The organism is Hamadaea flava (genome assembly GCF_024172085.1).
In the GTDB taxonomy this organism is placed as follows: Bacteria; Actinomycetota; Actinomycetes; order Mycobacteriales; family Micromonosporaceae; genus Hamadaea; species Hamadaea flava.
In genome coordinates this window covers 8,280,006-8,300,492 of record NZ_JAMZDZ010000001.1, presented here as the reverse complement: position 1 = coordinate 8,300,492, position 20,487 = coordinate 8,280,006, and the positions used below count along the sequence as shown (strand labels likewise).

General features: G+C 70.1%; 22 protein-coding genes and 1 pseudogene. 13 read left to right on the top strand and 10 right to left on the bottom strand.

Features of this window, described 5'->3' with window-relative positions; all coding sequences use genetic code 11:
* Positions 1-26: 26 nt before the first annotated feature.
* Genes HDA40_RS38705 through HDA40_RS38690 form a run of 4 tightly spaced genes read left to right on the top strand, consistent with a single transcriptional unit; the run spans position 27 to position 5,536 of the window.
* Positions 27-1,334: an ABC transporter substrate-binding protein gene (locus HDA40_RS38705; RefSeq protein WP_253763045.1), complete on the top strand. Its 1,308-nt coding sequence runs from the start codon at positions 27-29 to the stop codon at positions 1,332-1,334.
* Positions 1,331-2,329, top strand: coding sequence for a carbohydrate ABC transporter permease (locus tag HDA40_RS38700; RefSeq protein WP_253763044.1), 999 nt, complete (start codon positions 1,331-1,333; stop codon positions 2,327-2,329). Before HDA40_RS38705 ends, HDA40_RS38700 begins: the two co-directional genes overlap by 4 nt.
* 8 nt (positions 2,330-2,337) lie before the next feature.
* Entirely contained in the window at positions 2,338-3,195 is an 858-nt protein-coding gene (locus HDA40_RS38695; protein ID WP_253763043.1) for a carbohydrate ABC transporter permease, read from the top strand.
* Between the two features lie 58 nt (positions 3,196-3,253).
* Positions 3,254-5,536 (top strand): beta-xylosidase/alpha-l-arabinosidase, encoded by a 2,283-nt coding sequence (locus HDA40_RS38690; protein WP_253763042.1) that lies wholly within the window; start codon positions 3,254-3,256, stop codon positions 5,534-5,536.
* A 129-nt stretch (positions 5,537-5,665) separates the two neighbouring features.
* Here HDA40_RS38690 and HDA40_RS38685 read toward each other — a convergent pair whose 3' ends face one another.
* Positions 5,666-6,415 (bottom strand): SDR family NAD(P)-dependent oxidoreductase, encoded by a 750-nt coding sequence (locus tag HDA40_RS38685; protein WP_253763041.1) that lies wholly within the window; start codon positions 6,413-6,415, stop codon positions 5,666-5,668.
* A gap of 15 nt (positions 6,416-6,430) precedes the next feature.
* On the bottom strand, positions 6,431-6,769 hold the full coding sequence (locus HDA40_RS38680; RefSeq protein WP_253763040.1) for an Imm51 family immunity protein: 339 nt from the start codon (positions 6,767-6,769) through the stop codon (positions 6,431-6,433).
* A 32-nt stretch (positions 6,770-6,801) separates the two neighbouring features.
* Here HDA40_RS38680 and HDA40_RS38675 point away from each other — a divergent pair, with 32 nt between their 5' ends.
* Positions 6,802-7,785: a hypothetical protein gene (locus HDA40_RS38675; RefSeq protein WP_253763039.1), complete on the top strand. Its 984-nt coding sequence runs from the start codon at positions 6,802-6,804 to the stop codon at positions 7,783-7,785.
* 3 nt (positions 7,786-7,788) lie between these two features.
* Here HDA40_RS38675 and HDA40_RS38670 read toward each other — a convergent pair whose 3' ends face one another.
* A complete protein-coding gene (locus HDA40_RS38670; protein WP_253763038.1) occupies positions 7,789-8,355 on the bottom strand; it encodes a TetR/AcrR family transcriptional regulator in 567 nt (188 codons plus the stop codon).
* An 88-nt stretch (positions 8,356-8,443) separates the two neighbouring features.
* Here HDA40_RS38670 and HDA40_RS38665 point away from each other — a divergent pair, with 88 nt between their 5' ends.
* Complete coding sequence (locus HDA40_RS38665; RefSeq protein ID WP_253763037.1) at positions 8,444-9,004, top strand: TIGR03086 family metal-binding protein; 561 nt, start codon at positions 8,444-8,446, stop codon at positions 9,002-9,004.
* Between the two features lie 104 nt (positions 9,005-9,108).
* Here HDA40_RS38665 and HDA40_RS38660 read toward each other — a convergent pair whose 3' ends face one another.
* Both HDA40_RS38660 and HDA40_RS38655 read right to left on the bottom strand, forming a co-directional pair.
* Positions 9,109-9,567: a hypothetical protein gene (locus tag HDA40_RS38660; protein WP_253763036.1), complete on the bottom strand. Its 459-nt coding sequence runs from the start codon at positions 9,565-9,567 to the stop codon at positions 9,109-9,111.
* Positions 9,564-10,070 carry a SigE family RNA polymerase sigma factor gene (locus tag HDA40_RS38655; protein WP_253763035.1) on the bottom strand — a complete coding sequence of 169 codons (507 nt, stop codon included), beginning with the start codon at positions 10,068-10,070 and terminating at the stop codon, positions 9,564-9,566. Before HDA40_RS38655 ends, HDA40_RS38660 begins: the two co-directional genes overlap by 4 nt.
* 223 nt (positions 10,071-10,293) lie before the next feature.
* Between HDA40_RS38655 and HDA40_RS38650 the strand changes: the two are divergent.
* Positions 10,294-11,157: pseudogene (locus tag HDA40_RS38650) on the top strand (DUF817 domain-containing protein); the annotation flags it as partial.
* 156 nt (positions 11,158-11,313) lie between these two features.
* Here the strand turns inward: HDA40_RS38650 and HDA40_RS38645 are convergent.
* A complete protein-coding gene (locus HDA40_RS38645) occupies positions 11,314-11,844 on the bottom strand; it encodes a PadR family transcriptional regulator (RefSeq protein ID WP_253763034.1) in 531 nt (176 codons plus the stop codon).
* Between the two features lie 56 nt (positions 11,845-11,900).
* Here HDA40_RS38645 and HDA40_RS38640 point away from each other — a divergent pair, with 56 nt between their 5' ends.
* From HDA40_RS38640 to HDA40_RS38630, 3 genes are read left to right on the top strand one after another with little or no spacing between them, the layout of a single operon-like run.
* On the top strand, positions 11,901-12,677 hold the full coding sequence (locus HDA40_RS38640) for an alpha/beta fold hydrolase (RefSeq protein ID WP_253763033.1): 777 nt from the start codon (positions 11,901-11,903) through the stop codon (positions 12,675-12,677).
* A gap of 28 nt (positions 12,678-12,705) precedes the next feature.
* The gene (locus tag HDA40_RS38635) at positions 12,706-12,993 is read left to right on the top strand and encodes a hypothetical protein (protein ID WP_253763032.1); all 288 of its coding nucleotides are present in this window, start codon (positions 12,706-12,708) and stop codon (positions 12,991-12,993) included.
* Complete coding sequence (locus HDA40_RS38630) at positions 12,993-13,280, top strand: hypothetical protein (protein ID WP_253763031.1); 288 nt, start codon at positions 12,993-12,995, stop codon at positions 13,278-13,280. Before HDA40_RS38635 ends, HDA40_RS38630 begins: the two co-directional genes overlap by 1 nt.
* Before the next feature lie 42 nt (positions 13,281-13,322).
* Here HDA40_RS38630 and HDA40_RS38625 read toward each other — a convergent pair whose 3' ends face one another.
* Complete coding sequence (locus HDA40_RS38625; RefSeq protein ID WP_253763030.1) at positions 13,323-13,889, bottom strand: CGNR zinc finger domain-containing protein; 567 nt, start codon at positions 13,887-13,889, stop codon at positions 13,323-13,325.
* Between the two features lie 39 nt (positions 13,890-13,928).
* Between HDA40_RS38625 and HDA40_RS38620 the strand changes: the two genes are divergently transcribed.
* Positions 13,929-15,206: an MFS transporter gene (locus HDA40_RS38620; protein WP_253763029.1), complete on the top strand. Its 1,278-nt coding sequence runs from the start codon at positions 13,929-13,931 to the stop codon at positions 15,204-15,206.
* Here the strand turns inward: HDA40_RS38620 and HDA40_RS38615 are convergent.
* Positions 15,190-15,645 carry a hypothetical protein gene (locus tag HDA40_RS38615; RefSeq protein ID WP_253763028.1) on the bottom strand — a complete coding sequence of 152 codons (456 nt, stop codon included), beginning with the start codon at positions 15,643-15,645 and terminating at the stop codon, positions 15,190-15,192. The two genes, HDA40_RS38620 and HDA40_RS38615, sit on opposite strands and share 17 nt — an antisense overlap.
* A gap of 82 nt (positions 15,646-15,727) precedes the next feature.
* Between HDA40_RS38615 and HDA40_RS38610 the strand changes: the two genes are divergently transcribed.
* A complete protein-coding gene (locus HDA40_RS38610; protein WP_253763027.1) occupies positions 15,728-16,360 on the top strand; it encodes a TetR/AcrR family transcriptional regulator in 633 nt (210 codons plus the stop codon).
* 300 nt (positions 16,361-16,660) lie between these two features.
* Here HDA40_RS38610 and HDA40_RS38605 read toward each other — a convergent pair whose 3' ends face one another.
* Together HDA40_RS38605 and HDA40_RS38600 are read right to left on the bottom strand one after the other, a co-directional pair.
* Positions 16,661-17,155 carry a hypothetical protein gene (locus HDA40_RS38605; protein ID WP_253763026.1) on the bottom strand — a complete coding sequence of 165 codons (495 nt, stop codon included), beginning with the start codon at positions 17,153-17,155 and terminating at the stop codon, positions 16,661-16,663.
* Positions 17,152-18,852, bottom strand: a complete 1,701-nt coding sequence (locus HDA40_RS38600) for a PHP domain-containing protein (protein ID WP_253763025.1) — start codon at positions 18,850-18,852, stop codon at positions 17,152-17,154. Before HDA40_RS38600 ends, HDA40_RS38605 begins: the two co-directional genes overlap by 4 nt.
* A 242-nt stretch (positions 18,853-19,094) precedes the next feature.
* On the opposite strand from HDA40_RS38600, the gene HDA40_RS38595 reads away from it, so the two are divergent.
* On the top strand, positions 19,095-20,114 hold the full coding sequence (locus HDA40_RS38595) for a LacI family DNA-binding transcriptional regulator (protein ID WP_253763024.1): 1,020 nt from the start codon (positions 19,095-19,097) through the stop codon (positions 20,112-20,114).
* The last annotated feature ends 373 nt before the right edge of the window (positions 20,115-20,487 follow it).

Here is a 20,487-nt window from a genome sequence, read left to right as displayed (position 1 = left end):
CTCAGGACGACCTTTAGGGAGATCCCATGAGAACCAAGCGCCGCTCGGGCGTCATCTTCGCGCTGGTCGCGACGGTGGGCCTGGCTGCCAGCGGGTGTTCCAGCGCCGACGACGAGTCCCCCTCCGGCGGCGGTGAGCTGTACAAGAACCCCGTGGTCTTGAACTGGTGGCACAACGCGAACCAAGCCGGTCCGTTGCAGACGTACTGGCAGAAGGTCGCCGACGATTTCCACAAGCTGCACCCCACCGTAACGATCAAGATCACCGCGATCGAGACCAACGAACTGCAGCGCAACCGGATCCCGGCCGCGCTGCTCAGCAGCAGCCCGCCGGAGATCTTCCAGGCCTGGGGCGGCGGCGAGATGGTCGAGCAGGTGAAGTCCGACTATCTCAAGGACATCACCGCCGAGACCAAGGCCGAAGTCGGCAACATCGGCGCGGCCACCAAGATCTGGTCGGTCGACGGCAAGCAGTACGGCCTGCCGTTCTCGTTCGGCATCGAGGGATTCTGGTACAACAAGGACCTCTTCACCAAGGCGGGCATCTCGGCCCCGCCCACCACGCTGGACGAGCTGAACGCGGCCGTCACCAAGCTCAAGGCCGCCAACATCACGCCGATCGCGGTCGGCGCCGGTGACAAGTGGCCGGCCGCGCACTGGTGGTACAACCTGGCCGTCCGGGAGTGCGCCGCGACCGCCCTGTCGGCCGCGTCCAGCGACGGCAAGTTCGACGACCCGTGCTTCCTCAAGGCCGGCGAGGACCTGAAGACGTTCCTGGCGACCACGCCGTTCCAGAAGGACTTCCTGGCCACCTCGGGTCAGGTCGGCGCGACGAGCTCGGCCGGGCTGCTCGCCAACGGCAAGGCGGCGATGGAGCTGATGGGCCACTGGAACGGCGGCACCATGCAGACCCTCACGCCGGACCAGAAGGAGCCGAAGTTCCTCGGCTGGTTCCCGTTCCCGGCGGTCGCCGGCGCGGGCGGCAGCCAGAAGTCCATGATGGGCGGCGGCGACGGCTTCTCCTGCTCGAAGAAGGCTCCGGCGGAGTGTGTCGAGTTCCTCAAGTACATCGTGAGCCTCGATGTGCAAAAGGGCTTCGCCGGCACCGGCTCCGGCATCCCGACCGCGAAGGGCGCCGAGAGCGGCCTGAGCGACCCGGTGATGCAGACCATCGCGCAGGCCACCCAGTCGGCCGAGGGCGTACAACTCTGGCTGGACACGGCCTTCGGCGCCAAGGCCGGCACCGCGATGAACGACGCGATCATCGCCATCTTCGCGGACAAGGGCACGCCCCAGGGTGTCGTCGACGCGTTGAAGAAGGCCACAGCCCGGTGACGACCACCGGATCGCCGGTCCTCGCCGGTCGCGCTGACGCGCGGCCGGCGAGGCCCCGTCCCGATGGGACCAGCCGCGCTGCCCGGAACCGCCGCAAGTGGTACGAGATCATCGGTCTCACCGGGCCGGCGGTGATCGTCTTCACGGTGTTCGTGCTGGCACCGATGGCGTTCGCCGTCTACTACAGCCTCTACCGGTGGAGCGGCTACGGCTGGCCCACCGAGTTCAAAGGGCTCGACAACTACTTCGGCGAGTACGGCGCGTTCAAGGATCCGATCTTCCTCGACGCGCTGCGCAACAACGCCATCATCCTCGTCGGGTCGCTGGCGATCCAGGGGCCGCTGGCGCTGGGCATCGCGCTGCTGCTCAACCGGAACTTCCGCGGTCGGTCGGTCTTCCGGCTGCTCGTCTTCGTCCCGTACGTGCTCTCCGAAGTCACCGTCGGCATCATGTGGCAGCTGATCCTGCTGCGGGACGGCACCGCGGACTCCCTCCTGAAGAACCTCGGCCTCGGCGATCTCGTCACCGGATGGCTGGCTGATCCGTCCGTGGTCATCTGGACGATGCTGTTCATCCTGACCTGGAAGTACACCGGATTCGCCCTCATCCTGTTCCTGGCCGGGCTGGCGAACGTCCCACCGGAGCTGACCGAGGCGGCGGCGATCGACGGCGCGAGCTGGTGGCAGACGCAGCGGCACGTCACCCTGCCCATGCTCGGCTCGACGATCCGCATCTGGATGTTCCTGTCGATCATCGGCTCGCTGCAGGTCTTCGACGTCATCTGGGTCGCGTCGTCACCGGCGGTCCGCTCCCTCGGCGCGTCCAACACCATGGCGACCTACATGGTGGATCACGGCTTCAACCAGCGCGAATGGGGCTACGGCAACGCCGTCGCGGTGATCCTGTTCGTCATCTCGTTCATCGCCGCCGTGGTGTTCCAGCGATTCGTGCTCCGGCGCGACATCGAGGGCGCCCTGACCACCAGGAAGGGGTGAGACGGTCGATGGTCGCCACCACCCTGCCGCAGCCGCGCCAACGACGGCCGTTCTCCTGGGGCAATCCGCTCACCTACGTGCTCGCTCTGGCGGTCGCCGCGGTGTCGTTCGCGCCGGTGATCTACGTGATCCTCGGCGGCTTCCGCACCACCGGCCAATTGGCGGCCGACCCGGCCGGGCTGCCGGACCCGTGGATCTGGCACACCTACGCCAACGTCATCACGCAGTCGAAATTCTGGTCGGAACTGTTCAACAGCACGCTCATCGCCATCGGCACCACCCTCGGCGTGGTGGTGATGGGAGTCTGCGCGGCCTTCGTGCTCTCGCGGTACCAGTTTCGCGGGCGCGAGGCGCTCTACACCTACTTCACCGTCGGGCTGCTGTTCCCGGCGGCGGCCGGGATTCTGCCGCTCTACCTGCTGCTACGCGACCTCGACCTGGCCAACACCTATCTCGGTGTGATCATCCCGCAGGTGGCCTTCCAGCTGCCGATCACCATCGTGATCCTGCGCCCCTTCCTGGCCGCGTTCCCCGCCGAACTCGAAGACGCCGCCTCGATCGACGGCGCCGACCGGCTCGGCTTCTTCTGGCGGATCCTGCTGCCGCTGTCCCGGCCGGCGCTCGTCACCGTCGCCGTCCTCGCCTTCGTGGCCAGCTGGAACTCCTTCCTGCTGCCGCTGCTCGTCCTCCAGAACGAAGGGCTGCACACCCTGCCGTTGGGCGTACAGAACTTCTCGGCCGAGCACAGCCAGGACACCGCCGGAATCCTCGCGTTCACGTCGCTGGCGATGATGCCGGCGCTGCTCTTCTTCAGCCTCGCCGAACGGCAGATCGTCGGCGGGCTCCAGGGTGCGGTGAAGGGCTAGTGCCGCACCGTTCCCGCACCACCCGGTTCCTGCGCCACAAGGTACGAAGGAGCACATCATGACCGAGGTCCCGGCCTTGGCCGACACCAGCCCGCAACCGCGGCAACGGATCCTCAGCCTCCTCGCCCAGATGACCCTCGAGGAGAAGCTGGCCCAGATCGTCGGCTTCTGGGAGAAGGACGACGGCGACGCGGTCGCGCCGCTGCAAGGCGACTTCGGCGAGCCGCCCACCCTGGCCAACTTCAGCCGACACGGGCTGGGCCACCTCACGCGGGCGTACGGGACCAAGCCGGTCGACGCCGACGAACGGGCGCGCTGGCTGTGGGAGTTCCAGCGGGGCCTGGTCACCAACACCCGGCTCGGCATCCCGGCGATCGTGCACGAGGAGTGCCTGACCGGGCTGTCGGTCTGGAAGGCGGCCACCTTCCCCACTCCCCTCGCCTGGGGCGCCTCCTTCAATCCCGGCCTCGTCGAGGAGATGGCGGCCGCCATCGGCGAGTCGATGCGGGCGCTGGGCGTACATCAGGGGCTGGCGCCGGTGCTCGACGTGATCCGCGATCCCCGATGGGGACGCGTCGACGAGTGCATCGCTGAGGACCCGTACCTCGTCGGCACCGTCGGCACCTCCTACGTGCAGGGGCTGCAATCGCAGGGCGTGCACGCGACGCTCAAACACTTCGTCGGCTACTCCAACTCGCGGGCCGGGCGCAACTTCGCCCCCGTCCACGCGGGCCCCCGCGAGGTCGCCGACGTGCTGCTGCCGCCGTTCGAGATGGCCGTGCTCGACGGCAAGGCCCGTTCGATCATGCACTCGTACGCCGAGATCGACGGAGTCCCGGTCGCCGCCGACCCCACCCTGCTCACCGGTACGCTGCGCGAGCAGTGGGGCTTCGACGGAACCCTCGTCTCCGACTACTTCGGCGTCGCGTTCCTGCAGCTGCTGCATCACATCGCGGCCGACCTCGGGGAGGCCGCCGTCCAGGCGTTGACCGCCGGGGTCGACATCGAGTTGCCCACCGGCGACGCGTACGCCGCACCGCTGGCCGAAGCGGTGCGCGCCGGGCGGATCGACGAGGCGTACGTCGACCGGGCGGTGCTGCGGGTTCTGCAAGAGAAGCTGGACCTGGGGCTGCTGGACGCGAAGTTCGAGGAGGAGCCGCCGACCGGTGTGGACCTCGACTCTCCCCGGCATCGCGCGCTGGCCCGCAAGCTCGCCGAGGAGTCGGTGGTGCTGCTGCACAACGACGGTACGCTGCCGCTGCCGGCCGGACGCCGGCTCGCGGTCATGGGGCCGAACGCCGATCGGATGGGTGCGTTGTTCGGCTGCTACTCGTTCGTCAACCACGTGCTGCCACAGCACCCGGGGATCGACCCCGGCATCGAGGCCCCGACGGTGCTCGACGCCCTGCGCGACGAGTTCGCTCAGGTGACCTACACCCCCGCCTGCGCGGTCGACGATGACGACCGCTCCGGTTTCGAGGCGGCCGTCGCCGCGGCCACCAGCGCCGACGTGGCGGTGCTCGTCATGGGCGACCACGCCGGACTGTTCGGGCGTGGCACCGTCGGCGAAGGCTGCGATCGCGACGATCTGGAGTTGCCCGGCGTCCAGCGGGAACTCGTCGAGGCGGTGCTCGCCACCGGCACCCCGACGGTCCTGGTGCTGATCACCGGCCGCCCGTACGCCGTGGACTGGGCGATGCAACGGTGCGCCGCGGTCGTCCAGGCGTTCTTCCCTGGAGAGGAAGGCTCCGCCGCGGTCGCGGGGGTCCTGGCCGGAACCGTCAACCCGTCCGGCCGACTGCCGGTCAGCATCCCTCGCTCGGCCGGCGCGCAGCCCTACTCCTATCTGCACGTGGCGCTGGGTGAAGGCGACGAGGTCACCAACCTGTCGTCGACCCCGGCCGCGCCGTTCGGGTTCGGTCTGTCGTACACGACGTACGCATACGACGAGCTGAGCGCGCCGGAACAGGTGCCGACCGACGGCTACCTGCCGGTCGTCGTCCGCGTGACCAACACTGGATCGATCCCGGGCGACGACGTGGTTCAGTTGTACGGCCGCGATCTCGCCGGCTCGGTCACCCGCCCGGTCGCGCAGCTGCTCGGCTACCAGCGCGTACACCTGCGGCCGGGGCAGTCGAAGACGATCCGGTTCGTCGTGCCGACCACCCGGCTGGCCTTCACCGACCGGTCCTACCGGCGCGTCGTCGAACCCGGCGCGGTCGACCTGTGGGTGGGCACCAGCGCCGACCGGCAGACCCAGGTACGCACCGAGCTGGTCGGCCCGGTCCATCCGATCGACGCCGAGTCTCCCCGCTGGACGCGTACCGAACTGGCGGCCTGAAAGTGCCACTGGATCAGGGTTTCAGGTCGAATCTCGCCGGGGAGCCTCTCGGGCGAGCCGCCAGGAGTGCAGTCAGCCCAAGATTCGACCTGAAACCCTGATCCAGCCCGAGAACGACGCGTGGCGGCCTCAGTTGGTGATCTTGCCGCCTGCCACGTCGACGGTCACTCCGGTGATCCAGCCGGACGCGTCCGATGCCAGGAACACGGCGGCCGAGGCGACGTCGTCGGGGGTGCCCATGCGGCGCAGCGGATGCGCCTCGGCGATGCGCTCGGCCATCTCCGGCGGCATCATCCGCTCGACGCGTTCGGTGCGGATCGACGACGGCGCGATGCAGTTCACGCGTACGCCGTGCGGCCCGACCTCGTCGGCCAGCTGCCGGGTCAGCATCACCACCCCGGCGTTGGCGGCCGCGTACGCGACGTTGGCCCGGCTCGGCTGACGGCCCGCCGCCGAGGACATCGTGACGATCGCGCCCCGGCCCCGGTCGACCATGCCGGGCAGGAACGCCCGGACCGTCAGGAACGTCGACGTCAGGTCGGACTCGAGCACCTCACGCCACCGGGCCGGGTCCAGCTGCCAGCTCGGCGCCGGAGCGCCCTGCCCACCCGCGAATGCCGCGAGCACCTCGACGGGACCCAGTTCCTGCTCTATGCGTACCATCGCCTGATCGATCTGGGCGAAGTCCGTGACATCCGCGCGGAGCGCGAGCCCGGCGGGCAATGTGGACGCGACCTCGTCCAGCGCGGCCTGGTCGCGGCCGATCACCGCGACCCGCGCGCCCTGTTCGGCGAACGCCCGCGCGGTCTGCGCGCCGATGCCACGCGAACCGCCGGTGACCACGACCGTCTTGCCCGCCAGATCCGGATAGATAGCCATGGCCTCAACCTATCCTCAATCGTCGAACTCGAACCCGCTTTCCTCGCCCCGCGCGACCAGCTCACGCATGCTGTCGGGATCGTTCGCCAGCGCGCTCATCCGCGCGCCGAGGTGTTCCAGCGCGGCCCGGTCCGTGCCGTAGGCGCAGAACATGCCGCCTTCCGGGTCGTACGCGAGCCGCCCCGCCAGGTCGGGCGCGTCGTTTCGCACGACGAGCTGTGCGACGCCTTCCCAGAAGTAGCCGTTGGGTTCGTGGCCGAGTTCCTCGATCAGCTCGTCCACCGCGGTCGATCCCGCGTTGAGCAGCAGCGAGTACTTACCGGGGGTCGTCTCGACCAGCTTCAGCGGATGCACCGTGGCATTGTCGCATCGACTAGGGTCCCAGCGTGGCTTCCGTACGCCTCTTCCAAGCCGTCGCTGTCGGCATCGCACTCGCTGCCGGTGCCTGCTCCCCCGGCTCGACGACGGCCGGCAGCCGGCCCGACTCGACGCTGGCCGCCGCGCTGGACGTCGTCCCCGAGCTGGCCGACGCGAACGCCCTGTTCACCGACTGGGACGCGCTGGGGCACAAGGACTCGGGAGCCTTCGCCGCTGCGCTGCTCCGTGACGACGACGCGCTGCGACGTGATCTCGGCATCCGGTCGATCGACGCCGACTGGGAGCTGGACCTGTGGCAGCCGGGCACGGCCACGACGGCGATCCTGCACTACGCCGAAGCCGATCTGGCCGCGCTCCCGGGCAAGCTCACCGGGCTGGGCTATCACGCCGACGGCGCCGTCTACACCGGAACCATGGACCAACGTCACATGTGGACGATTCCGGCGCGGACCATCGGGGTCGACCTCGACCGGCGGCTGCTCGTCGCGGGCCCGGACGCGACCACGGTCCGTTCCGTCCTCGCGGCCCCGCCGCACCCGCTCGGCCGGCTGGACGCGCTGAAGCCGCTCCTGTCCGCGGTCGCCGCCCGCCCCGTGCTCACCGCCGCGATGTCCGTCGGCTCCGCCGCCTGCAGAAAACTCGACCGCCTGGTGAGCAAGGGCCGCGCCACTCCCGAGCAGATGCAAGCGGTACGCGGGCTGTTCAGCGGCCCGTTCACCGCCCCGCAGGCGCAGCTCATCGCGGTGACATCGGCGACCACGGCGTACGCGGGAATGACGTTCGCCGACGAGCGCGCCGCGGCGGCGAATCGGGAGGGGCGGGCGGCGGCGGTGCGTACCGTCGGCGGGCTGGCCGGCGACCCGGACGGGATTCAGGTCACCGGCAGCTCCGTCAGCGGGCGGGTGCTCGGCTTCGACCTGAAAGCTCAGGATTCGCAGACGTTCCGCAAGCGGGTGACCGCGGGGACGCTCGGCGTGGACGTCTGCCTCTGAACCTCACGCTGTCAGCAGCCGCTCTACCAGGTCGTCGACGTACTCCGGCGTCAGCGGGCCGAGACCGAAGAGGACGCGTACGTACAACGGCGCGAGCACGTGATCCACGATGTCTAGTGTGGACGGTGCTGGTTCGCCGCGCGCCGTCGCACGGTCCAGCAGCTGCTGCAACTGGCCGCCCCGCTCGGCGATGAACCGGTCGCGGGCGGCGAGTCCCGGTTCACCGGCCGCCGCCAACGCGATGACGAGCCGCAGTACGGCGAGCCCCGACGGCCCGCTGACGTCACGCGCGACGCCCGCCGCGTACGCCCGGAGGTCGTCGCGCAGGCTGCCCGTGTCGGGCATCGGCGACGACGTCGTGAGCCAGTCGAGCGCCACGTCGGCGCTGAGTGCCTCCAGGCTGCCCCATCGGCGGTAGATGCTCGTATCGGCGACCTGCGCCCGAGCCGCCACGTCGCCGATGGTGAACGCGCCATAGCCACGTTCGGCCGCCAGCTCGGTGACGGCCTGATGCACCGCCGCGCGTACGCGGGCACTGCGCCCGCCGGGCCGTTTGGGCTTGTCCACCATGGCTTCAGCTTAACGCAGCTCACACTTGCGTTAGTGACCTGCCGACACTAGCGTCTTAACGCAGCGAATAACTGCGTTAGGAGTCGTCGTGACCGTGATCGACCAGATCGACGCCGCCCTCGGCATGACCAGCGGCATCGTGCGCAGCGTGTCCCCCGGCCAGCTCGGCGCCCCGTCCCCGTGCGCCGGCTGGGACGTGCGCTTCGAGCTGAACCACCTCGTCGGCGGGATGCGGATCTTCGCCGCCGAGCTGACCGGCGTACCAGCCGGCGGCGATCACCACGACGACTGGCTGGGCGACAACCATCAGACCGCGTACGCACTCGCGTACGCGCTCGACCAGGCCGCTTGGTGTCAGCCCGACGCTCTGAACAGGACGGTGCAGCTGTCGTTCGGGCCGATGCCCGCACCAGTCGCTGCGTTGATCCATCTCACCGAGATACTCGTGCACGGAGCCGACCTCGCCGTGGTGATCGGCCGTCCCGACCTCGTCGACGACGACGCGTGCGCGCAGCTGCTCGCCACGATGCGGGGCATGGACATAGAGCCGTTCCGGCGGATGGGCGCGTTCGGTCCGGAGCAGCCGATCGCGGCGGATGCCGTGCCGCATCGGCGGCTGCTGGCGTACCTGGGACGGACCGGCCTCTGACGACCGTGACGTGGCGCAGGCATCCCGGCGTGCGATACCTGCGCCACGTCATACTCGTTTCCGCCCGCCCCCGCGCAACGGCATGGGAGGCGGGCGGGGTGGCGCTACCGCGTCGGGGACGGACTCGGGTAGTTCGACGGCCGGGACGGCGACGGGGAGGCCGTCGGCGCCTCGGCCGAGGGGGACGGCGTCGGCTGCTTGGCCGGCTTCGTCTTCGACGGCGACGGCACGACCACCGGACCCGATTCAGACGGCGACGGCTCGGCCGTCGGAACCGAGCCGGACGGAGTCGGCACGGTCGTCGGCGGGAGCGTCGACGACGGCGAGGGGACAGGTGCGGACGGCGATGGGGACGGCGTCGCGGGCGTCTGCCCGCCACCGGCGGCGGCCACGGCTATCGGCGTACCGATGAGAATCGTGGCGACCGCGACCCCCGCGACCGCGAGAGTGGTGGCGCGCTTACGCCGGGCCGCGACCACGGCCCGCTGGGTGAGATTCACTGGAACTGCCTCCTCGGCGATCTCGGACAGGGTGGACCGGAGGAAGTCGTCGAACTGGTTCATGCCCGCACCTCCACAAGTGGTTCGGCCGTCGGCAGCGTCTCCCGCAACCGTTGGACCGCCCGGTTCGCTCGGCTGCGGACGGTCCCGATCGAGCAGCCCAGGATCTCGGCGACCTGGGTCTCCGAGAGGTCCTCGTAGTAGCGCAGGACCACGACCGCCCGCTGCGGCTGCGGCAGCCGCAGCAACGCCTCCCGCATCGCCAGCCGCAACCCGGCGTGATCGGCCGGGTCCGCTTGCCGCTCGGGCAGTGCCCAGGTCGGGGCGACCTGCCGCTGCCGTGACCGCCGCCGCCACCAGCTGACCTGCTCGCGATACATCGCCGTACGCACATAAGCCTCCGGATCCTCGTGCCGGACCCGGCGCCAGTGGGCGTACGTCTTGGTCAGTGCCGACTGCACCAGATCCTCGGCGGCATGCTGATCGCCGGTGAGCAGGTACGCCGCTCGAATCAGCGCGGGCGTACGCACCCGGGCGAACTCGGCGAACCGTTCGTGCTCGTCCATACGACCTCCCTCCACCCCTACAGACGCCCAGCTCTCCCCGACCTATCCGTCGCGTTTTCGCGCCGCGCTCGGCCGGCTGCGGCGCTTCGCGCGCGTTGGCGGCAGATCACGGATATGCCCGCTACAGCCGCCCAAGATCGCATGCATATCCCTGATCCGCCGCCAAAGCCACCAACGGGCCGCGAGCAGACCGCGAAAGAGGCCGGCAAGTACACTGCGTCGGGTGCCCGAAAGCCCCTTGACCAGCACCGAAAGCGCACTCGATCGGCGGGTTCACGGCTGGCTCGACCGCGCTCCGCGTACCGGTTGGCGCAGTTGGCTGGTCGAGTTCGCAGCGTTCACCGCGAAGCAGGCGTGGGCGTGCGTCTTCGGCGCGGCGATGCTGGCGGTGATCTTCGCAGCCCGGCTCTGGTGGCCGGACTCCGCTCCGCTGGTACGCAACGACGCGCTCACTCTCGCCGCCGTGCTCATCCAGATCATCATGGTCGCGGCTCGCCTGGAGACGCTGCGCGAGTTGCGAGTGGTCATCCTCTTCCATGTCGTCGGAACCGGCATGGAGCTGTTCAAGACCGCGGTCGGGTCGTGGGCGTACGAGGAGACGGGTGTGCTGCGGCTGGGCCACGTCCCGTTGTTCTCCGGCTTCATGTACGCCGCCGTCGGCTCCTACCTGGTCCGCGTCTACCGGCTGTTCGACCTGCGGTTCGTACGCTATCCGCGGCAGTGGGCGACGGTCGCGGTGGCGGTCGCGATCTACGTCAACTTCTTCAGCCACCACTACATCGCCGATCTGCGCTGGGTGATCACCGCCGTGGTGGCGGTCGTGTTCGGGCGGTGCGTGATGTATTTCCGGATCTTCCGCCGACGGCTGCGGATGCCGCTGCTGGTCGGGTTCGGGCTCGTCGCCGTGTTCATCTGGCTGGCCGAGAACATCGCGACCTGGTCGCACGCCTGGTCCTACCCGAGTCAGGCCGGCGGTTGGCACCTGGTCTCGCCGAGCAAGCTCGGCTCCTGGTTCCTCCTGATGATCATCTCGGTCGTGATGGTCGCATGGGTGTATCCGCCCCGGCCGCCGGACACGGCCGAACCGCTCCCCGACCGCGACCTCACCACCGCCGCCCGATAAACGGAGCCGCCGCCCGATAAACGGAGCCGCCCCCGATAAGACCAGCCGCCCCAAATGCGGAGCCGCCCCGAAAAATGCCCAGCCGGCCGACAAGCCCGCAGCCCCGAAGAAGGCGAGCCGTCAGGTAGCCGGTTCCAGCTCGGTCAGGGTCTGCCGCAGCCAGGTGAGTTCGGTCCGCGAGGTGGCCGTCGCGATCGTGAACAGCCCGCGCCGGAACGGATCGTCGAAGTCTGCGGCGCGCAACGGCCGTTCGCCGTCCCAGAGGAAGCTCGCCGGCTGCGTCAGGAACTCCAGGCGCCGCCGCAGCACGACCGCCTGCGCGGCCGCGTCGTCCAGCAACCGCAGGAAGGCCAGCAGGGTGAACCACCGGTTCTCGTCGGTGATGAACAGCTCGTCCGGTTCGCGGAGCCGGTCGAGCAGCGCTTTTCGCCCGGCGGGGGTCAGCGAGAGCATGTGCCGGGGCGCCGCCACCGAGCCGGGTTGCAGCTCACGGCTCAGGAGTCCGGCCGCTTCCATCCGCTTGAGCAGCGGATACAGGGTGCCGTCGGCGATCGGGCGGACGTGCCCGGTCAGCGCGCCGACCCGCTTGCGCAGGTCGTACCCGTGCAACGGCTCGTCGTAGAGGAAACCCAGGATCGCCAGTTCGAGCATGATCAGCATCATACCCCCTTGCCAAGATACCTCGGCTTCGAGATATCTTCTTGGCTATGCATAGCGCTTCCGTACTTCCCGACGGCTCCCAGCTGCGCTGGGCCGAACTGCCCGGCGTCCAGCCGACTCGCGTCTACCTGCACGGCCTCGGCGCCAGTTCCGCGCCCTACTACGCCGAGGCGGTCGCCCACCCGGCCCTGGCCGGTCATCGCTCGCTGCTGATCGACCTGCTCGGCTTCGGCATCAGCGATCGGCCCGCCGATCAGGCGTACACCTTGGAAATGCACGCGGACCTGCTGGCCCGCGCGCTGGAGCAGGCGGCGGCGGGCCGGGCCGACGTGGTGGCGCACAGCCTGGGCGGCGCGGTCGCCTGCGTGCTCGCGGCCCGCCATCCTCAGCTGGTACGCCGTCTGGTGCTGATCGATCCGGTCTTGGACCCGGCGGAGAGCCTGCCGACGGTCAAGCGGCCGGGCAGCTCAGGCATCGGCGTCTACCGGACCGAGGCGGAGTTCCTCGACCACGGCTGGACGGAGACGATGGTGCACGTGGGCCCGCACTGGGCCGCCACCATGCGGTTGGCCGAACCGCGTGCGCTCTACCGGACCGCGATGAACGCCTTGCTCGGCGGCGATCCGACCGCACGGGAACACCTGGAGTCGGTGACCATCCCGCGGACCCTGCTGTATCCGGAAAGCGACGGACCACGTCCGGACGCCGACCGGCTGACAGCAGCGGGCATCGGTGTGGTGCCGATTCCGGATTGCGGCCACAACATCATGATCGACAACGTGGACGCGTTCGCCCGGGCCGTCGCGACGGCACTGATCGACTGACTTGCGGGTCGATGCGATCATCGGTCGCATGCATGGGACCCCGGGCAACTGGTACGCGATCGTCGAGGAACTCGCGGGCGGTGGCAACTCCGCCGCGTGGCGGCCGACGAAGACCCGGGCGCTGGGTCCGGATCGTGCCGTCGCGCTGGAGGTGGCGGCCGAGACGGCGGCCACGCATCGGCCGGTGCACCCGGGGCAGGAGCAGGGGCGGCAGGTGTTCCGGCAGGGTGAGGACACCTGGATCGTCGTGGTCGACGGCGGGTCGGGCGCCTACCACTTCCGGGTCACACTGGCCGTCCTCGAGGCGGTGTCCTGATGGAGGTCGGCAGGTACTTCGCGCTGCTGGAGGAGAGCACCGGCGGCAAGGGCCAGTACGCCAACTGGAAGCTGACCAACCTCTTCGATCTCGGCCTCGAGCGGGAGGCGGCCGTCGCCGGCGCCCTGCAGCTGGCTCGGACCTACAAGCCCAGGCATCCGTGGTCGGACCGTGGCCGCCGGATCTTCGAGCACGGCCTGGACAGCTGGGTCGTCATCGTCGAGGGCGCGACGAGCAGCCATCACTTCCGGCTCTCGCTGACCCGGCTGCTCGCCGAACAGCCCTGACGCCGGTCACGTCGGAATCCGCTGCCGAGCACCCGAGCGGACTCATCCCGCGGGCGCGGAAGCGCGGGACCGCAGGCGGCGCATCTTGTTGCGGGCGCCGCAGATGCTCATCGTGCACCACCGGCTGCGACCAGCCGGGCTGTGGTCGTAGTAGGCCCACCGGCAGGTGTCGGCGGCGCACGCCTTGAGCCGTCGCCACGTGTCGTCGGCGACCGCGCCGGCGATGGACGACGCGATGTGAGCGGTCAGGCCGACCGCGCCGGTCAGCCCGGCGGCTGGGCGTACGAGGGCCGCGCCGGAGTCGTCGATCGCGAGGACCAGGTGAGCCTGGGCGAGCTGTTTGTCCAATCTAGACAAGGTGGCCGCCGGCACGTCCACGCCCGCGTGCGCCTGACAGACGTCGCGCAGCGCCTCGCGTAGCTCCAGCACCGCGCGCAGGTCGGACTCGGCCAGGCCGGACAGCGGCACGTCGTGGTCGGCACAGAACTCCGCCAGTCCGTCCACGGTGCGCAGCGCGTCCCGGTCCATCTCCAGGTCCACGGTGTTGATCAAGTCCTGCACCAGCGCCAACCCCGGCGGCGCGGGCGCTCGGTCGCCCGGCTGAATCACGCTTGCCATGTTACCAGCTATCCCCCTAGTATCGGTAACGTGTTACCAGATGCATCCCCTCAAGTAGTAACGGACTTCCGGCGGTTCTGGGCCGGGCACACCGTCTCGGTCGTCGGCAGCCACGTCTCCGCCGTCGCCCTGCCGCTCATCGCGGCCCTCACCCTCGGCGCGGGCGCGGCCGGCGTCTCCGCCGTGGCCACCGCCGCGTACCTGCCCAACGTCGTGCTCCCCCTGCTCGCCGGGCATTGGCTCCAGACCCGCAAGCGCCGTCGCGCCATGATCACCGCCGACCTCGTGCGGTTCGCGGCGCTCCTGCTCATTCCCATCTCGTACGCCCTGGGCTGGCTGTCCGTGCCGTTCCTCGTCGGCATAGCCCTCGTCGTCGGGGCGGCCAGCGTCGTCTTCGACATCGGCGGCTTCGCGTACCTGCCGACGCTGGTGCCGCAGGCGTACCTGCCCAAGGCGAACCGGGCGATGCAGGGCTCGACCACCGCCGCCCAGGTCGCCGGGCCCGGCCTGGCCGGACTCCTCGTGCAGATCGTCGGCGCCCCGTTCGCCATGCTCCTCGACGCGATCAGTTATCTGGCCAGCGCGTACGGGGTGGCGGCCGCGAAGCAGCCCGAGCCCGACCCCGAGCCGACCCCCGCTACCAGCGTCTTCGACGGCCTTCGCCAACTGGGCGCGAACCCGTTCCTGCGGGCGCTGACCGCGCACGCCGCCATCTACAACGGCGCGGCCCAGATTCTCGTGGTCAACCTCGTCATCTTCGCGGTGACCGACCGCGGGCTCAGCGCCGGCGCGTACGGGCTGGCCATCAGCGCGGCCGGGGTCGGCGCGTTCGCCGGCACGATGCTGGCGCTGCGCCTGGCCGCCCGGTTCGGCTACGGCCGCGCGTTCGCCCTCTCGCTCGTCCTGTCGACCGGCGCTCCCCTGCTCATCGCCGTCCTCCCGGGCACGGGTACGCCGTTCGCCGCAGCACTCGCCGCCGTCGAACTCATCTCCGGCGTGGGGCTCGGCAGCGCCAACGTGCTGTCGGTGACCCTGCGCCAGATCGTCGCTCCACACGGGACAATCGCCCGGACCAACGGCGGCTACCGGCTGATCACGTTCGGCGTCCTGCCGGTCGGGTCGGCGCTCGCCGGAGTGCTCGGGCAGCTGGTCGGCGCACGCTGGGGCGTGGCGATCGGCGCCGCCGGGCTGGCCGCGTCGGCGGTGCCGATGTTCGCCCGACGCATCCGCACACTGCGTACGCCGGAATCCGCTCGCGCGGTCGTCGAGCCCGTTCGCGATCTCGCGCTGGCTACCGCGGATCGCTGAGCGTCGCGGTCGGGCCGGAACTCCGGCTCCACAGCAGACCGACCGCGACGAGCCCGGCCAGCGTCGGCACCATCCCGAGCAGGCCGAGCGTGGCCGGCAGCCCGGTGTCGCCCGAGGTGTCCTTTGTGAGCAACGCGGTCAGCCCGATCGTCAGGCCGAGCACGAACACCACCGTCGCGGCGGGACGCGCCCATCGCTTGCCCGCCCGGACCGCCCAGGCCGTCCCGATCCAGGCCAGTACGCCGAGCGCCCCGATCACGGACACCAGGATCAGGTACGTACTGACCGCCGTGTTCACCTGCGCTGGGGCGTACGCCGGATAGCCGGCCCGGATGTGGTCGGCCAGCAGATCCTTCGTGGCGTACGGGATCGCCGTCGCGAGGACGGTCAGGCCCAGTCCCGCGTACATGGCTCGGACGGCCCATCGCTTGTGCTGCATGACTTCCTCCAAATCTACGCCGTAGGTTTCCTCGGCCACGCTATATTCTACGGCGTAGGTTTGGCAATCGGAGGAGTGAGACGTGGCCAACCGCACACGCGGCACCTCGGCGGGACTCGACCGCGAGCACATCGCGGCCGCCGCCGTCGCCCTGGTCGACCGGGACGGCCTGGACCGGTTCAGCGTGCGGCGGCTGGCCGACGACCTCGGCGTCGATCCGATGTCGATCTACCACCACATCAAAGGCAAGGCGGCGCTGCTGGACGCGGTGTCCGAAGCCGTGCTCGCCGAGGCGACCGCCGACGCCGGTGACCCGTCCGGGAACTGGCAGGCCGTCGCCCGGCGGATCGCGCACGGCTACCGGGACGTGGCGTACCGGCATCCGCGGGTGTTCCCACTGCTGGCGACGCGCGCCCAGCTCTCGCCGGTGGCGTTGACGACGCTGGAGCGGCTGGTCGCCGCGATGCGCCGATCAGGACTGCCCGATCAAGCCGTCGCCGACGCCCCGGCGGTGCTGTTCGGCTTCCTCAACGGCCACCTGCTCGCCCGCACCAGCGCCGGACCGGACGGGCCGAGCCCGGTGCCCGACTTCGACGCCGCCGCCCATCCGACACTGGCGGCACTCGCTCCGAGGTTCGCCGACTTCGGATCGGCGGCCGAATTCGACCGGATGCTCGACACCGTCCTCGCCGGCATCCACGACCAGGCCGCATGACCGGTTCTTCCTGACTCCGCCGGCGATCCGGGAGAGCCGGAACGCGCCCCGCAGCCCGCGCTGACCCTCACCGACTGAGCGGATCCGCCGCAAGGTCGCGGACGAACAGGTAGTGCTGGCCCGACGCCCGCACGAACTCCGGTCCCGCGCGACGAAGCCGTGGCGCTCCTAGAACGTCCGTGCTCCGGTCCGGCCGTTGCACCGGGGAATCTCCGCGGCCGGCACCGACCAGCGCAGGTCGAGGATCACGTCGCGCGGCACCTGCTCGATCACGACGCCGACTCGGCAACCGTCCGGGGATCAGTGGAACGCGCAGCAGGGCGTCGGATTCGGCACCTCGAACGGCGCGATCCGCCCGCCCGGGGCCGGCATCGCCATCAGCACCAGGCGGCCGTCGGCGTACTGGGGGCGGACGAAGTCGCGGGTGTCGATCAGCGTCTGCGGATCGGGTTCCGGCGACGGCGCGCCCAGTACGCGTACCTCCTGAATCGCGCTGATCGCCAGCAACTCCGCGACCGGCAGCGTCCCCACCAAATCGTCCACCCCGGGATAGCGGACGGCCCGGCCGCCGTGACCGGACTCGTGCAGCGCGGCCACCCGGGCGGCGACCTCGGCGTCGACCGGGTCCGGCCAGGAACCGGCGGCCGACAACGAGACGGCGACGCGGGGCTGGTCGCCGTGGACGAGGTGGGTGCAGGCGACGAGGTCGGCGAGGCCGAGCCCGGCCGCGGTCTCCCGCAGCCAGTGCTCGGCCTCCACGACGCTCGCGTGCCCCAGGTCGAGGCCCGAGATCATCGGCCCAGCGGGAGGACGAAGATCGGGTTCGTGTAGAACCAGAGGTCCTGCCACGGGTCGGCGGACCCGACGACGTCCATCGCCGGACCGACCGGGTCCACGGTGGTCCCGTTGAGGCCGACCGCCGTACGCTTCCCGTCGGTGCCACGAAGCCGCAGGTAGAACGCCTTCTCGACGTCGGGGAAGGTGTAGGTCAGGGTGACCGTGCCGGTCGACGACGAGACGTCGAACGACTTGACGACCTTCGTCTTCGGGGTGTTGAAGACGTCCTTGTCGACGGACGGTCCGGTGACCTCGCCCGCGATGAGGTCGACCCGGGCCAGCTTCGGCACGAACTGCGCCCAGTTCGAGCTGCTCGCCAGCTTGATCTTGATCTTCACCTGGACGTCCCGGCCGGTACGCACGGCGTACGTGCCGCCGAGGGTCGCCGTGCCGACGCGGACGTCGATGCCGTCGATCAGGCCGCCGTGGTCCACCCAGACCCGACCGGCCCGCAGCCCCGCCATGACCGCGGCGTACGACGGACGGGTCGCGCCGACGTGCGTACGGCTGTAGTAGCCGGGCCAGAAGTCGCCGTTGGTGAGGATCGCCGGGCTGGAATAGACCGCGTCGTTGTACCGGCCGTTGGCGGTGAAGTCGCCGCCGCCGTTGACCGAGGTGTCGCCGTAGACCGAGTGCGAGTCGGAGTTCGCCGTGATCCACCACGGCTTGCCCTCGGCCAGCAGGCTGTCCCACAGGCCGCCGACGGTCGAGGTCATCCAGTCGAACCCGCCCCAGGTCCGGTAGCTCTCCAGCGGGTAGCCGGCGAACGACGCCGACGACGGCGAGTTGTCGTAGTAGCCCCGGCCCGAGCCCGGGCCGAGCGGCGACGGGATGCCCGCGGCCTGGTGGCCCGGCGCGCCCTCGAAGCCCAGCGCGATGCGCGGCGCGGCGTCGCGCCAGCCCCGGATCTCGTGCGGCGAGTCGATGCCCTTGCGCGCTGGGTGGTTGGCGAAGAACATCGCGTCCTGTACGCGCTTCTTGGTGACCGCGTCGTTGAGGAAGTTCAGCCCCGCGATGGCGACGGCCTCGTTGGCCGAGGTCGACCCGGTGGTGTTGGTGACCACGCCGTCGAAGGCGTTCTCGAACTCCTTGAGGACGGCGACCTCGTTCTGGCCGGGGTGCACGAAGACCGTGCCGTGCTCGGCGGCCGGAATGTTCCACTCCAGACCCTGGAACACGAGGATGTCGTCGATCTCCTCACGGGCGGCGCGGATGTCCGGGTTGACCTTCTCGACGCCGATCTTCGCGTGGGCGACGCTGCCGTGGTCGGTGATGACCATCCAGCCCAGCCCGTACGCGTGCGCGTGCTTGACGTGGTCGATGACCCGGTACTGTCCGTCCGAGCTGTGCTGGGTGTGGATGTGATGGTCGCCGGCCAGCCAGACGAGGTCGCCCGCCTCGCCCTCGTGCTGGTTGTACGCCTCGGCCGACGTCTCGTGCTTGTCACCGGCGAAGGCCGGCGCGCCGATGAGGCCGCCGACGGCGGCGCCCGCGCCGAGCAGACCCGCCCCGCGCAGGAACGTACGCCGCGAGTTGTCCGACGGCGACAGTTCGGTGTCCGGCACGCTCAGGTCGAGCGCAGCCGGCAGGTCCGACCCGCTGACCGCGAAGTCGTGCGAGTGATCGTGGTGATGGTGGTGGTGTCCAAGTCCCATGTCTCGGCAATCTGGCCCTCCGGTGGCAACGGAGGTTGACGTCAACACCAAGATCAGGCGAACTTTTCGCAGGTGAGCCGATGACAGTCTGGTCATCTACCCATTTCGGACACCACCGGAGTGGACCAAGCGGGGAACGGGACGGTAACGGAAGATCGACTTGGGTTGACGCCAGCCGATGTGAGCGTTAACACTATCTGCGCAACACCCCCGCAACACGTCGTTCACCCGAGGGGTATGTCATGACTCGCGCCCGTTCCGGTCAGCCGCGTTCCGCGGTGATGACGGATGTGGCGCGGCTGGCGGGGGTGTCCCACCAGACCGTCTCCCGGGTGCTCAACGACCACACCAAGGTGCGTCCCGAGACCCGCGAGCGGGTGCTCGAGGCGATGCGGCAGCTGGACTACCAGCCCAACTCGGCCGCCCGGACCCTGGTGACCAAGCGTTCCAACACGTTGGGCATCGTCACCTTCGACAGCACGCTGTTCGGCCCGGCCTCGATGGTCTACGGCATCGAGCAGGCGGCGCGGGCGGCGGGCTACTTCGTCAGCATCGCCAGCATCAGCGCGCTCGGCCGGCGGGCGGTGCTCGACGCCATCAACCGGCTGCGCGAGCAGACCGTCGAGGGCATCGTCGCGATCGTGCCGAAGGATTCGGCGGCCGAGGCGCTCGACGCGGTTCCGGCGGGCATCTCGCTGGTCGGGGTCGGCATCGGACACACCTCCGGGGTGCCGATGGTCGGCGTCGACAACACCGCCGGGGCGGCGACGGCGACCCGGCATCTGCTCTCGCTGGGGCACGCGACCGTGCATCACATCGCCGGTCCGGCCGGCTGGCCTGAGGCGCGCGAACGCCAGGCGGGCTGGCGGGAGGCGCTGGCCGAAGCCGGTGCGCCCGCACCCGAGGCGCTCGACGGCGACTGGAGCTCCCGGTCGGGGTACGAAGCCGGCCGGCGATTGGCCGCCGATCCGTCGGTGACCGCGGTCTTCTGCGCCAACGACCACATGGCACTCGGCCTGCTGCGCGCCCTGCACGAAGCGGGTCGCGGGGTTCCCGACGACGTCAGCGTGGTCGGTTTCGACGACATTCCGGAAGCGCCGTTCATGATCCCGCCGCTCACCACAGTCCAGCAGGACTTCGGCGAGGTCGGCCGGCGCAGCATGCAACTGCTGGTGGAACTCGCCACCGGCGATCGCCCGCACGGGCAGATCCTGCTCACCCCCACGCTGCAGGTCCGCGACAGTACGCGCGACCTGCGCTGATTCCCCAGTGACCGGCCCGACGCAGGAGACTCGCCCCGATGAATGAGAGCGCTAACATCGAGGACCGCTGTTCCGGCAGCGTTCAGCCGCCGTGTGGCCCGGGCCGCCGGAGGGGACGGCGGTCGGCGTGGGAGTCGACGCCCACCTGACCGTTCCGGCGGCCCGGACCACCGGCTCACCGCCCCATCCCGCCGAAGACGCGCCGCTGAGCAGAGCGGCGAGAACAGAAAGCGGCCGGCGCTGAACCCGCCGGCCGCGTACCACCGCACACAGCTCCACAAGGGACAAAGCGTCAGCCCATTTTCGGCGGCCCGGTTTGCCGACCGGGTCCAGCCTTGAAGGAGAGTGAACAGTGTTAAGGAAGTCTACAACC